This window comes from Streptomyces specialis (genome assembly GCF_001493375.1).
GTDB classification, from domain to species: domain Bacteria; phylum Actinomycetota; class Actinomycetes; order Streptomycetales; family Streptomycetaceae; genus Streptomyces; species Streptomyces specialis.
In genome coordinates this window covers 92,720-105,200 of the sequence record NZ_LN929896.1, presented here as the reverse complement: position 1 = coordinate 105,200, position 12,481 = coordinate 92,720, and the positions used below count along the sequence as shown (strand labels likewise).

At 73.9% G+C, this 12,481-nt stretch carries 15 protein-coding genes; 11 read left to right on the top strand and 4 right to left on the bottom strand.

Annotation, left to right across the window (positions count from 1 at the left end; translation table 11 throughout):
- Positions 1-188: 188 nt before the first annotated feature.
- From BN2279_RS18650 to BN2279_RS18640, 3 genes are all read left to right on the top strand, one after another.
- Positions 189-521: an STAS domain-containing protein gene (locus BN2279_RS18650; protein ID WP_059011144.1), complete on the top strand. Its 333-nt coding sequence runs from the start codon at positions 189-191 to the stop codon at positions 519-521.
- 108 nt (positions 522-629) lie between these two features.
- Positions 630-1,079 carry a universal stress protein gene (locus tag BN2279_RS18645; protein ID WP_059011142.1) on the top strand — a complete coding sequence of 150 codons (450 nt, stop codon included), beginning with the start codon at positions 630-632 and terminating at the stop codon, positions 1,077-1,079.
- A 12-nt stretch (positions 1,080-1,091) separates the two neighbouring features.
- Entirely contained in the window at positions 1,092-2,117 is a 1,026-nt protein-coding gene (locus BN2279_RS18640) for an adenylate/guanylate cyclase domain-containing protein (RefSeq protein WP_059011140.1), read from the top strand.
- 64 nt (positions 2,118-2,181) lie between these two features.
- Here BN2279_RS18640 and BN2279_RS18635 read toward each other — a convergent pair whose 3' ends face one another.
- The 3 genes from BN2279_RS18635 to BN2279_RS18625 all read right to left on the bottom strand — a co-directional run bounded on the left by BN2279_RS18635 (position 2,182) and on the right by BN2279_RS18625 (position 4,663).
- Positions 2,182-2,481, bottom strand: coding sequence for a DUF427 domain-containing protein (locus BN2279_RS18635; RefSeq protein ID WP_059011138.1), 300 nt, complete (start codon positions 2,479-2,481; stop codon positions 2,182-2,184).
- Positions 2,482-2,621: 140 nt separating this feature from the next.
- Positions 2,622-3,284, bottom strand: a complete 663-nt coding sequence (locus tag BN2279_RS18630) for a response regulator (RefSeq protein WP_059011136.1) — start codon at positions 3,282-3,284, stop codon at positions 2,622-2,624.
- Positions 3,281-4,663: a sensor histidine kinase gene (locus BN2279_RS18625; protein ID WP_059011134.1), complete on the bottom strand. Its 1,383-nt coding sequence runs from the start codon at positions 4,661-4,663 to the stop codon at positions 3,281-3,283. Before BN2279_RS18625 ends, BN2279_RS18630 begins: the two co-directional genes overlap by 4 nt.
- A 206-nt stretch (positions 4,664-4,869) precedes the next feature.
- Between BN2279_RS18625 and BN2279_RS18620 the strand changes: the two genes are divergently transcribed.
- The 8 genes from BN2279_RS18620 (at position 4,870) to BN2279_RS18585 (ending at position 11,022) form a co-directional block, all read left to right on the top strand.
- The gene (locus BN2279_RS18620; protein ID WP_059011132.1) at positions 4,870-5,427 is read left to right on the top strand and encodes an Rv1733c family protein; all 558 of its coding nucleotides are present in this window, start codon (positions 4,870-4,872) and stop codon (positions 5,425-5,427) included.
- A 224-nt stretch (positions 5,428-5,651) separates the two neighbouring features.
- Positions 5,652-5,891, top strand: coding sequence for a hypothetical protein (locus tag BN2279_RS18615; protein WP_059011130.1), 240 nt, complete (start codon positions 5,652-5,654; stop codon positions 5,889-5,891).
- A gap of 11 nt (positions 5,892-5,902) precedes the next feature.
- Positions 5,903-6,256, top strand: coding sequence for a hypothetical protein (locus BN2279_RS18610; RefSeq protein ID WP_059011128.1), 354 nt, complete (start codon positions 5,903-5,905; stop codon positions 6,254-6,256).
- 178 nt (positions 6,257-6,434) lie between these two features.
- Positions 6,435-6,647, top strand: a complete 213-nt coding sequence (locus tag BN2279_RS18605) for a hypothetical protein (RefSeq protein ID WP_059011125.1) — start codon at positions 6,435-6,437, stop codon at positions 6,645-6,647.
- On the top strand, positions 6,644-7,582 hold the full coding sequence (locus tag BN2279_RS18600; protein WP_234348006.1) for a DUF6895 family protein: 939 nt from the start codon (positions 6,644-6,646) through the stop codon (positions 7,580-7,582). The genes BN2279_RS18605 and BN2279_RS18600 overlap by 4 nt, the downstream gene beginning before the upstream one ends.
- Entirely contained in the window at positions 7,579-8,721 is a 1,143-nt protein-coding gene (locus tag BN2279_RS18595) for a serine hydrolase domain-containing protein (protein ID WP_059011123.1), read from the top strand. Before BN2279_RS18600 ends, BN2279_RS18595 begins: the two co-directional genes overlap by 4 nt.
- Before the next feature lie 744 nt (positions 8,722-9,465).
- Positions 9,466-10,554 carry a helix-turn-helix domain-containing protein gene (locus tag BN2279_RS18590; RefSeq protein ID WP_059011122.1) on the top strand — a complete coding sequence of 363 codons (1,089 nt, stop codon included), beginning with the start codon at positions 9,466-9,468 and terminating at the stop codon, positions 10,552-10,554.
- Positions 10,555-10,599: 45 nt separating this feature from the next.
- Positions 10,600-11,022 carry a hypothetical protein gene (locus BN2279_RS18585; protein WP_059011120.1) on the top strand — a complete coding sequence of 141 codons (423 nt, stop codon included), beginning with the start codon at positions 10,600-10,602 and terminating at the stop codon, positions 11,020-11,022.
- 83 nt (positions 11,023-11,105) lie between these two features.
- On the opposite strand, the gene BN2279_RS18580 is transcribed toward BN2279_RS18585, so the two are convergent.
- Positions 11,106-12,338, bottom strand: coding sequence for a lipase family protein (locus tag BN2279_RS18580; RefSeq protein ID WP_059011118.1), 1,233 nt, complete (start codon positions 12,336-12,338; stop codon positions 11,106-11,108).
- Positions 12,339-12,481: the final 143 nt, after the last annotated feature.

Sequence of the window (12,481 nt, the reverse complement as noted above, 5' to 3'; positions counted from 1 at the left end):
ATGTGCGTGCGGGCGCGGTACGTGCGCGAACTCCCCGATCGTAGCCGCCGGGCGGGCCGTCCCGCCGGGGTGGTGCGCGCCGCGGCCCGCGCGCCGCCGATGCGCGCCGCCGCCCCTGCTGCCGGGGGCCCGGGAACGCTACTGTCGATACCTGGCCGCGACTCCCCGCGAGCGAAGGCGAGGTACCGATGACAGCCGTCGACGCGTTCCACACCACTGTCTTCTCGGTACGGGACCGGGTCACCGTCAGCGCCGCGGGGGAGCTGGACTTCGCCACGCTGCCGCGCCTGCGCACCGCGCTGGCCGCCGCGCTCGCCACCCGGCCCCGCTCGGTGGACGTGGACCTCTCCGGCGTCTCGTTCTGCGACTGCGCCGGGGTGAACGTGCTGCTGTGGGCCCGGGGGCAGGCCGTGGCGGAAGGCATCGCGTTCCGTGTGACCGGCACCGGGGCGCCCGTCGTCGCGCGGCTCTTCCACCTGCTGCGCGTCGGTCATCTGTTCGCCCTCGACCGGGCCCGCTGAGGATTTGCTCCGATCCGGCGCAGGTCCGGGACCGTATTTGTCAGCCCCGCCACAACATCCGCCCGGGGACCCACTGCGCCGTTCGGGAGCCGGTTAGGGTGAGCTGCTATGACCGCTTATGACACCGTCGTCGTCGGGACCGACGGCTCCAAGTCATCGTTCGCGGCGGTGGAGCGCGCAGCTCTCGTCGCTGCCGCGTGTGGGGCCAAGCTGGTCGTCCTGTGCGCCTACCGACCGCTCGGCCGCTCCGAGTCGATGATGGCGCAGGACGTGCTGCGGGACGAGGCATACCACGTGATGGGCTCGGCGCCCGCCGAGGAGACCCTGCGCACCGCCCGTGAGAAGGCGGCCGTCGCGGGAGTGATCGACGTGGACGCCATCGCCGTCGAGGGCGACCCCGTGCCGAACCTGCTCAAGGCCGCCAGGAAGCGCGGCGCGGGCCTGATCGTCGTCGGCAACAGGGGTTTGAACCCCCTCGCGGGCCGCATTCTCGGCTCGGTGCCCGCCGAGGTCGCCCGCAAGGCCGACGTGGACGTACTGATCGTGCACACTACGTGACGGGAGCTCGACATGGAGCAGGTGCCGGTCGAACGAGGCGAGCTGGGCGCGCCCGGGATCGAGGAGGCCCTGCTCGGCGGTGAGCGCAAGTACACGAGGCAGCAGGTGGCGGAGCTGGCCGGCGTTCCGCTGGAGCGCGTCCACCGCCTGTGGCGCGCCCTGGGCTTCGCCGCCGCGGGCGACGACGACGTCATCTTCACGGACGCCGACGTGGAGGCCGCCAAGCTCGGTTACGACTTCGTCGGCTCCGGCCTGATCGACCAGGAGCTGGACGCGGCCATGACCCGCGCCCTGGGGCACTTCCTGTCCCGGCTGGCCGAGTGGCAGGTCCAGGTGGTGTGGGACTGGCTGGTCAAGCAAGAGGGCATGAACGTCGACGAGTTCGACATCGCCCGCGTCGTCGAGGCCACCATGCCGACCATGCAGAGCCTCCAGAACTACGTATGGCGCCGCCATCTGGTGGCGTTCGCGGGGCGCGCGATGACCATCGAGGCCGGGGTGGAGGCCGAGGAACGCACCCAGATCATCGGCTTCGTGGACATGGTCGGCTACACGCGGCTGACCCGGCAGACCGACGAACACACTCTGATCAACCTGCTGGAACGCTTCGAGGGGCTGGCGGCCGACACGATATCGGGCCACCGCGGCAGGATCGTGAAGATGATCGGCGACGAAGTCCTCTTCGTCGCGGACACCCCCTCCGAGGCGCTCGCCATCGCGTTCGAACTCGGCGACCGCGCCCGGCAGGACGACGGCATGCCCGAGCTGCGCACCGGTCTCGCCATGGGCCGTGTCCTGCACCGGCTCGGCGACGTGTTCGGCGAGACGGTGAACATCGCCGCCCGGCTGACGTCCATCGCGCGCCCCGACACGATCCTGATCGACACCAACCTCGCGGAACGCGTCCGCGGCGACCGCGCCTACGAACTCCGCTCCCTGCGCGCGTCCGTCCGCGGCTACAACCGGCTCCGGGCCTACGCCCTGCGCCGCCGCGAATCCGACCGCCACCGCGAACGGTCCTCCTCCCGGGACCGCTGACGAGGCCGGCCACAACGCCGTCCCGGCCGACCGGGGCGGCGCTGAGGCGGGCGGGCGGTGCCCGTCAGGCGTTCTCGGGCCGGCCCTCGACCACGACGCCGCGCCAGAACGCGATGTGGCCGGTGATGTGCGCGGCCTCGGGCAGCGGCTCGGGGTAGTACCAGGCGGCGTCGGGGTTGGTCGCGCCGTCCACCTGGAGGGTCAGGTAGCGGGCGGTGCCCTTCCAGCCGCAGACGGACGTCGTGTCGCTGTCCGTCAGGTAGTCCCGGTTCACCGCCTCCGGCGGGAAGTAGTGGTTGCCCTCGACCATGACCGTGCGCGGCGCTTCCGCGATCACCGCGCCGTTCCACAGAGCCCGCACCATGGCATCGACCTCTCGTCTCGTCGTCTCGTCGTCGTCCCGGGCGTTTCCCCGGAGTGTTCCCCGGTTGCTCCTCTTGCCCGCGTGCGGAGGGGGAACCCGGACGCCCGGCGGTTTCTTCCCGCCGTGCGGGTCCGGGGCGGTCAGGAGGGCGTGACGAGCCGTGCCTCGTACGCGAAGACGGCGGCCTGGGTGCGGTCGCGCAGGCCGAGCTTGACCAGGATGCGGCTCACGTGCGTCTTGACGGTGGACTCCGCGACGGCCAGGTGGGCGGCGATCTCCGCGTTGGCCAGGCCCTGCGCGATCAGCGCCAGCACCTGCGTCTCGCGCTCCGTCAGGTCCCCGATCCGTTCCCTGGCCGGGGGACGGGGCGCGGCGTGGCCCAGCCGGGAGAACTCGGTGATCAGGCGCCTGGTCACGGTCGGCGCGAGGAGCGCCTCCCCGGCGGACACCACCCGCACGCCCTCCGCGAGCTGCCGCGCGGAGGCGTCCTTGAGGAGGAAGCCGGAGGCCCCGGCGAGCAGCGCCTGGTAGACGTACTCGTCCAGGTCGAACGTGGTCAGCACCAGCACCTTCGTGCCGTGGTCGGCGGCCATGATCTCGCGGGTGGCCTCGATGCCGTTCAGCACCGGCATGCGGATGTCCATCAGGACCACGTCGGGCAGCAGGACGCGGGCCCGGTCGACGGCCTCCCGCCCGTTGACCGCCTCGCCGCAGACCTCGATGTCCGGCTGGGCGTTGAGGAGGACGGAGAAGCCCTCCCGGACCATCATCTGGTCGTCCGCGATCAGGACCCGGATCGTCACTCCGGCTCCCCGGTCGGCTCGGTCCCGGCCGCCACCGGCAGGAACACGGCCGTCTCGTACCCGCCGTCGTCCGTCGGCCCGGCCGTCATCCCGCCGCCCAGCATCGCGACCCGCTCCCGCATGCCCGTGATGCCGTGGCCGGCCCCGGGCGACGGCCGGACCGGGCCGCGTGGCGGGCCGTTGACGACGCGCAGGCCGAGCCCGCCGAGCACGTACGAGACCTCGACGCGGGCGTCGGCGCCCGGCGCGTGGCGCAGGGTGTTGCTCAGTGCCTCCTGCACGATCCGGTACGCCGACAGCTCCACGCCGGGCGGCAGTTCGCGGACCGCGCCGGTGACGACCTTCTCGACGGACTGTCCGGCCGCGCGGACGTTGTCCAGCAGGGTGTCCAGCTCGGCCAGCGTCGGCTGCGGGGCGTCGGGCGCCTCGTGGTCGGCGGCCCGCACGACGCCGAGGACGCGCCGCAGCTCGACCAGCGCGGCGACCGCGTTCTCCCGGATGGTGGCGAACGCCTGCGCCAGCTCGGGCGGCGGGTTCTCCACCCGGTAGGGGGCGGCCTCGGCCTGGATCGCGACGACGGACATGTGGTGGGCCACCACGTCGTGCAGCTCGCGGGCGATGGTGGTGCGCTCCTCCAGCAGCGTGCGCCGCGACCGCTCGTGCTCGGTGACGGCGGTCTGCCGGACGATCTCGTGCCGGGAGTCGTACAGCCCGCGCAGCAGGGCCGCGGCGAGCAGCGCGACGAACGAGACGCTCGTCATCAGCAGGGTGTTCGGCTCGGACCACCAGGTGTCGTGGAACGGCTCGAAGACCCGGCCGAGCCCGAAGGTGATCAGCCACATCCAGACGGCCATGCGCGGCCGGGTCCTGACCACCACCAGCGCCATCACCAGCACGTGGGAGTAGAGACCGGCCGGCGGCCAGGGCCAGGTGTCGGAGAGGTCCGCCATGGCCATCACCATCCAGGACGCGGTGGACACCCACCAGGCGCCGACCGGCCGGAACAGCACCAGCAGCGGCGGGATCCCGAAGAACAGGGCACCCACCATCCCGGCCTGGGTGTCGTTCATCCCGCCGCCGGCCGCCGCGTACGCCATCAGCGCCACCGCGGCGGCCACGATCCCGGCGTGCGGCAGCCATCCGGCGTACGGGCGCAGCGGCTCGGGCAGGTGGCCCGCGAGGGCCTTCAGCCTCGGCGCGGGCGGCAGCGGCCTGAACGCGAAGGCCCCGGTGATCAGGTCCTGCCGCACGGCGCGCAGGCCGCCGCGGAGGAGGCGTATCTCGGTCCGCGCGGTCCACGCTCCGCTCCGCGCGGGCGCGCCCGCCGGGTGGGCGGCCGTGTCGTCCTCGGCCGCCGGGTGCTGGGCTGTCTCGGTCACGGGCCCACGGTAGGCGGCGGGAACGGGCCCGTCGTCCCCGCTTGAGACGAATTCCCGGCATCCGTCTCAAGTACTACATGGACCGCCACATCCCCCGCACGGCGCGGACGCGGCGCGCGGGTCCTGGCCGTCCGGAAACGCCTCCGTTGACATGTACGGGCGCCGCTCCGGGTACTCGGGTACCGAAAGACGGAGAGGGGCCGGAGATGGAGCGCAGGGTGCGGTTGTGGCGATGGCGGCGCAATCCGCTGCGGCGCCGGTGCGACGTCGCGGAGGCGTGGGTCGGCCTGGTGGCGGGCGCGGTGATGGTGGTGGGCGCCCCGGCGGTGGGCGTGGTGGCGTTCACCGGCGCCACCGAGGCCATGCTGAACGACGGCCGGGGCGCCCGGCGCGTGGCGGCCGTCGTGACCGACGCCCACGAGGCGGTGACGCCGACCGGCACCGGGCGGCTGGGAGCCGTGCGGTGGACGGCTCCCGACGGGACCCCCGGGACCGGCTTCACGCGGCTGCCCGCGGGCGCCGGGCCGGGGACCGGCGTCACCGTCTGGCTCGACGAGGACGGCGCCCCGCGCGGCGCGCCGCCGTCCCCCGCGGTGGCCCGGACCGGGGGCGCCCTGCTGGGGACCGGCGCGGCCGGGGGCGTCTGCCTGCTGGCCCTGGGCGCCCGGAGCGGCGCCCGCCGCCGCCTGGACGCGCGCCGCTCGGCGCGCTGGGAACGCGAATGGGCCGAGATCGCACCCCGCTGGAGCGGGCAGGCCCTGTGAACCGCGCACGCCGCGTTCTCCAGCGCCCCACCGCCAGTGCGGTCAAAGGATAGATATATGAACGCCCTGGTCAGGGTGGTCAGTTCGGGTCCAAATAAACGTGCATTCGGTCTGTTGACCACCAATAGCATAAAACGGGCATCTACCTGGATTGTTGCCTCTTAGGGCGGGAAAAGGGAAATCACATCCGCTCGCAAGAACTCGCCACGAAAGAGGTATTCGCCATGAAGGTTGCTGTTTCGTCCGCCGTTCCCGGTCCCGGGGACGCGGAAGCGGTGCGCGCGCTGGTCGCCGAGGGTGAGACGTCGCAGGCTCTGGGCGCCGGTGGTGCCCAGATGACCGGTGGCGCCAAGTTCACCCTGGCCCTCGCGGGCGCGCTGTCGTCCAACCCGAAGAAGGAGGAGCCGATCGAGGACGCCTTCGGCGGGATGGTGCAGGAGCTGACCTACACGGCCGCCTACTAAGGGGCGCGTGGATGTCTGTCGCGCATCAGGCGGCGTCCGGCACGGTCGAACCGGCCGTCTCGGCGCTGGCCTCTGAGCTCGTCGGCGCGTTGCGGCACGACGGCGGGGAGTTCTCCCTGCGGGCGTTCGCCGAAACGGCCGCCGAGCCGGTGGGGACCCTGGGCGCGGTGCGGGGCCTGGGCGCGGACGCCCTGGCCCCGTTCCTGCTCGCGGGACACCCCTTCACGGCGGCCGACGCCGACGTCGTGCGCGCCGCGGTGGCGGCCTACCCGGCGCCGCCGCCCGCGGCGGAGGACGCCGCCCTGTGGGCGGCCAGGGACGGCGGCCTGGTCCGGGTGCTGGCCGTGTCTCTGATCCCCACCTGACGCTGCCGCCGCAGAGGATCGGAGTACCTCCGCCGCCTCCGGCCCCTCCTCCGGGCCGGGGACGGCGGCGGCGGGGGAGTGGCCGGTCTTCGCGGCGGCGCTGGCGCGGCTCGCCCCGCTCGCGCTGCCGCCGCTGACGGGCCCGTTCCGGCGGGCCGCGGCGGAGCGCCGGCTGGACGTGAGCCGCGGCCTGGGGCGGGCGATGCTGCGACGCGACCACCTCACCGCGGCGCGGCTGGCCCGCTGGCTGGCGCTCGACGCCGGGCCGGAGCCCGAGCCGCTCCTCCTCATCGCCCTCGGCCATATCGCGGCGCTCGCGCCGGACAAGCCGCGGGTCCTCCTCGAACTGGCCGCCGCCCGGCGGCTCCTGACGGAAGGCGGGGAACCGTGATCGACGCCGCGACGGTCCGGCTGGCCCAGCAGGTCACCGACCGGGCCCTGGCCTGGCTGTCCCGGATGCGCTCGTCCTTCGCGCTGCCGCGCGACGTCGAGGACCACGAGGTCAGGGGCGAGGCGCTGAAGTCCCTGAGCGAGCTGGCGCTCGCCGCCGGGCTGCTGCTGCGCGCGGCCGTCGCCGGGCCGGACAGTTCGCGCACCGCGCGCGAGCTGCTCGACTTCGCGTGGCGGGAGTTCCGTGAGGGCGAGCTGCTGTACGAGTTGCAGTGCTACACCCCGGCGGCGACCTACCCCTGGGAGATCTACGGGCAGTTCGCCACCTCGGGTTACCGCCACCCCCGGCTGGAGGAGCTGGCGCTCCATCTGGACGGCCTGCGCGCCGCGCGGTTCACCGAGCACGTGCCGAACCGCCGGCTGGGCCTGCTGGCGTCGCGGCGCCGGCTCGGCCTGCCGGACCCGCCGGACCTGGCGGAGCAGATCGGCCGGACGTGGCTGGGCGGCATGCCCGAGCCGTGGATGCTGGACGCGAGCAACGCGTACGGCGTCACGCACACCGTCTTCCACCTCACGGACTGGGGCGCCGATCCGGCCGGGCTGCCGGTCCCGATGCAGGAGTATCTGGAGCGGTGGCTGCCGGTGTGGGCCGAGGTCTTCGCCGAGACCAGGACCTGGGACCTGCTCGGTGAGTTCCTGATGGTCGACATGTGCCTGGAACGGCCCCGTTTCCACGCCGGGATCTGGGAGTCGTTCGCGGCGGCCCAGCGCGCCGACGGCATGGTGCCCAACGGCGTCACCCGCCCGCCGGACGACCCGCTGCGGGCGTTCCCCAACCACCACCACCCCACGATCGTCGCCGTCGTCGCCGGGACCCTCACGGTCTCCCGCGCCCTCGACCCGACGCTCCACGACCGGGACCGGCTCCCCGCGTGAGCACGGATCCGGCCGGGGCACTGCGCGCGGCCACGGACGGCCTGCTGGACGACCCGGCCGTCCCCGGCGCGGTGGCCCTGATGATCCGCGGGCCGGAGCGCGTGGTGCGCGCCGCCGGGCGGCTGGACCGGCGGCCCGCCGCCGAACCGGCCACCGCGGACACGCCGTTCGCGCTGGGCTCGGTCACCAAGACGTTCACCGCCCTGCTCCTGGCCGAGATGGCGGTCCGGGGCGATGTGCGCTACGCCGACCCCATCGAGACCTATCTGCCCGCCGGCGCCGCGCCCCGCCGCGGCGCCGGACCGCCCGTCACGCTGCTGGACCTGGCCACCCACAGCGGCGGCCTGCCCAACCTGCCGCGCAACGTCTACCGCCGCGGCCTGCGGCAGTGGATCTCCAACCCCTACGCCCGGTACCGGGCCGAGGACCTGTACCGGGCCACCGCGCGGACGCGCCCCCGCCGCCGCACCGCGCGGTACTCGACGTACGGCATGGGCCTGCTCGGCACGCTGCTCGCCAACGCCGCCGGCACGGACTACGTCACGCTGGTCACCGAACGGGTGCTGCGGCCCCTGGAGATGCGCGACACCGGCGTCCCCGGCGCCGGTCCGCCGGTGCCCGCGACCGGGCACCGGCGCGGCCGTCCCGTCCCGCACTGGACCCTCGACGCCCTCGCCGGGGCCGGCGCGCTGTACACCACCGGCGCCGACCTGCTGCGTTATCTGCTGGCCCATCTCCATCCGGAGACGACGCCCCTGGCCGCCGCCCTGACGGCCGTCCGCCTGCCCCACCGCCGGTACGACGGCGGCGACAACGACGTCTGCCTGGGCTGGACACACCGCGTCGTCGGCTCGCGCGCACTGCTGTGGCACACCGGGGGAACCGGGGGGTTCACCGCGTTCGCCGGCTTCAGCCCGGACGCCGGGGCGGGGGCGGCGGGCGGCGGGGGGGGGCGGCCCGGCGGGGGCTGGCTCTTTTACACATCTGGCGCTGCCGGCGTTGGCGGGGGGTGGCGCGGCCGGCTTCCGCCAGGGGTGTATAAGAGGCAGGTACTGGCCAACGCGGGCCCCACCAGGGCCGAACCCGTGCTCAGGGCGGGGCGGCGGCTGCTGCGCGCGGCGGTCTTCCCGGAGCGCTGAGATGCCGCCGGACGGACGTCAGGCCGTCGACCCGTGACCGGAGTTGGTCATGTGTTGACCGATTTTGACAAGCCAATGTGCGGCGTTGAGGGGATTCGTCGCGGGAGCGGCCCCATCATCCCGATTACATCTCGTAATGCTGGCGTGTCACAGGGTTGGCGGGGTAGCGTCCCCGGCAGACGAAGGAACCCGGCCGGTCTGGCAGCCAAGTTGCCGGGCTCCTCCGACAGTTACCGACTCACGATCCCAAGGAGGGGCTCATGCCTCCCGACCGCTTGCCGTCGAATCGACGCGACCCGTCTCCCAACGGGGCACCGTCATCGCGTGACGGTAGCATCCCGCGCCACCCGGCGTTTCAAACCCCCGAATCCCGTGCCAGGACGGGCAACAGCCGCCCGGCGCCGCTCCTCGCCCTCCTCGCCCGGTCGCTGGTGCTCCGCCTCTGCGTGCCGACCGCCCTCGCGGTGGCCGGCGCGGCGCTGCTGAGGGAAGCAGCCCGACGGCCCCGCGCCCGTTGTCGCCCGAATCGCCCCGACTGCGACTGATCGTCGGCCGGGGCGGCTCCCCGCCGCCCCGGCGCACACCCCGGGAGCGCGCCCGCCGCGCGCCGCGCGCCCCCCGCCCCACGCCCGCCGGGGGTTTCGCCCGGATTCCGGGCCAGTCCTGTGCCGCCTCGCGACGAAACGACGAGACGGCATCACCACATCCGGGGTCTCCCCCCGATGTCCGTCGAGCAGAGGCAGTATGACCCGCTGCAAGAACTCGAAGTGCCGCAAACCCGTGGAGCAGAACCGCTCCGGGCGGCCCAAGGAGTACTGCGACAAACGGTGCCGCGACGCGGCGTACCGAGCCTCCCGCGCCACGCCCTCCCCGGACGCCGAACGGTACTCCCAGTATGTCCGGCGGCTCGCCGAGGACCTGGCGCGCCTGACCGACCGCCTGGTGAAGGCCGCCCACGCCGACGACGCCACCGGCGAACTGCCGCTGCGCGTCCTGCGCCTGGCGGCCGAGGTCGAACGCGGGCTGCGCGACGTGCGGTTCGCCGCCGTCCAGCAGGCCCGCACCCGGAAGGTCAGGGCCGCGATGATCGCCGAGTCGATGAGCGTCACCCCGGTCAAGCTGCGCACCGACTGGTCGGCGCACGCCATCGAACGGCGCATGCAGCACCGGATGAGCCCCACCGCCCGCGACGACGGCGTGCGGCAGGACGACGACGGGGGCGGCCCGCCGGGCTCCGGCTGGGTCGCCGGCTCCGCGTTCACGCCCCGCCGGCGACACCCCGACCCGACCGGCCAGGACCCGGGCGCGGTGCCCGAGCCGGACACGCTGGCCCGCGCCCTGACCACGCTCCAGCGCTCCAGCGGGCGCACCCTGCGGGAGCTGGGCAGGCTGGCCGGCGTCTCGCCCTCCTACATCTCCCGCGTGCTCGCCGGGAAGCGCCGCCCGTCCTGGCGCCTCGCCCAGTGCCTGGCCGAGACGTGCGACGGCGACCCGGCCGAGATCCTGCCGCTGTGGAAGGCCGCGCGCGGCCTCAGCGCCCGCCCGGCCGGCCCCGACACCCTGCACGCGGCGCTGCGCGGGCTGCACCTCGCGGCGCAGCGGCCCGCGCCCGAGCTGATCCGCACCGCCAGCCACGGGCTGCTCAGCACCGACGACATCAACGCCCTGCTGACCGGCCGCCGCACCGCGGACTGGGCCACGGTCGACCGGCTCGTGCACGCCCTCGGCGGCCAGCCGGAGGCGTTCCTCCCGCTGTGGCACGCCGCCCACAGCCCTGTGCTCACGGCCGTCCCGGCCGGCGCCGGGCCGTACCCGGCCGAGGCGCTCGGCTGAGGCCGCGGCCCGCCCGTTGTCCCCCGGAACCGAAGGCCGATCACCATGCGCGCATCCACGCCCCGCGAGGGGCCGACCGCCCGCCGACTGCCGCCCGACTGCGAGGCGTTCGTCGCCCTGCACCGAGGGCACTACCTGGGCTACGCCCGGCTGCACCTGCCCGCCCCGGCGGCCGAGGAGGCGGTCGGGGCCGTCTTCGCCGACCTGTTCGGCGGCTGGCGCGACTTCCTCAGCTCACCCAACCCCGCCTCCCACGCCTGGGCCCTGCTCACCTCGCGCGTCCGCGAGGGGGCCGGCCGGCCGTGCACGGTCCTCAGCCCGGCGCAGTACGACGCCTACGCGCTGCATCACCTGCTGGGCTACGAACCGGCCGCCGTGGCCACGGCGATGGGCGAGGAGGAGGACACCGTCCGCTGCCTGCTGCGCAGCCCCGCCGTGCGCGGCCTGCTGCCGGGCGAGCGGCCCTGACAAGCCGACCACCCCCGTACCGTCGGTGACGGTACGGGGGCGGTGCGGGTGCCGGGAGAACGGCTCGGTTATCGGCTCAGTTATCAGTGGGTGTCGCAGGTGGTGGTGGCGGGGGTGCCGGCCACCCGGTCCGCGATGAACGCCGCGGCGTCGTCGTTGCCCAGGCCGATTCCGTCGGTGTGCAGGCCCCCGGATTCGTAGGCGGTCCAGGTCAGTTCCACACCCTGCGCGCAGTACTCGTCGCGCAGCACCTGGCCCTGGGAGTAGTCGACGATGTCGTCGTCGATGACGTGGTACTGGAAGACGGGCACCTCGATCGCGGCGCCACCGAGCCGGTTCTCACCGAGACGGCCCTGCCAGGAGTCGTCCAGCACCGGGACGGTCGTCATGTAGTCCTGGAGCGTCTTGCCGATGTAGTCGTTGAGCAGCTCCACGGTGCAGGAACCCTCCTGCATCTCCGCGTACATGGCGCGGCCCTCGTCGGTGAGGGAGGCGTCCAGGTTCAGCTCCGGGTACGCCTGGTCCAGGCCGAGCAGCGCGTACAGCAGCACGCCCATGCCGCGCTGGCCCTCCAGGGGCAGCGCCACCTGGATCAGGTCGGCCGGGACACCGCCGCCGACGACGCCCGCCAGGTTCAGCTCGGGCGCGTACTCGGGCTGGAGCTGGCCGGCCCACATGGCGGCGGCGCCGCCCTGCGAGTAGCCGCGGAAGAAGACCTGCGCGTCCTCCGACAGACCCGTCTCGGTCAGCCGCTGGGCCGCCCGGACGGAGTTGATGACCGCCGGGCCCATCGACTGGCCGACCATGTAGGTGCTGGTCGGGTCGGCGTGGTAGCCCTCGTAGTCGGTGATCGCGACGGCGTAACCGGCGCGGAGCATGTCGTTGAGCGCGCCCTGCTCGTAGAACGCGCCCTCGTTGATCATGCCGGAGGGCGCGCAGCGCGCGGCGGGACCGTGGGTGCCGGGGGCCAGGGCGACGATGGGCACGTCGGCCGGGTCCTGGTTCTTCGGCACGACGACCATGCCGGTGACGGCGACGGGCTCGCCGAGCGCGTCGGTGGACAGGTACATCACCTGCCACGCGGTGCCCAGCGACTGGGCGGTCGGACCGCCCGGCAGAGCCTCACGCGAGCGGATGATGTCGCCGGGCTCACCCTCGGGCAGCGGGCTCGGCGGCACGTAGAAGTCGTCCTCGGCGACGGGGGGCGGCGCCTCGGACGGTGCCCCGGCCGCCACCGGTCCCGCACCGGCGAACAGGAGCAGGACGGCCGCGGCCGGAGCCAGGATTCGTTTTCCCGGCCGCCGGCGGGACAACATTGAAAGCACTGAAGCAACCTTTCGTCCGGCCATTCGGGTGGAGATTTGAGCGTGCCAGGTAACACACCGGAAATCCACGGTCAACTTCGGGTCCGGAAGTTTCTTGTCAGCCCGGCGCATACCCGTGCGACGGCGGTGCGCCC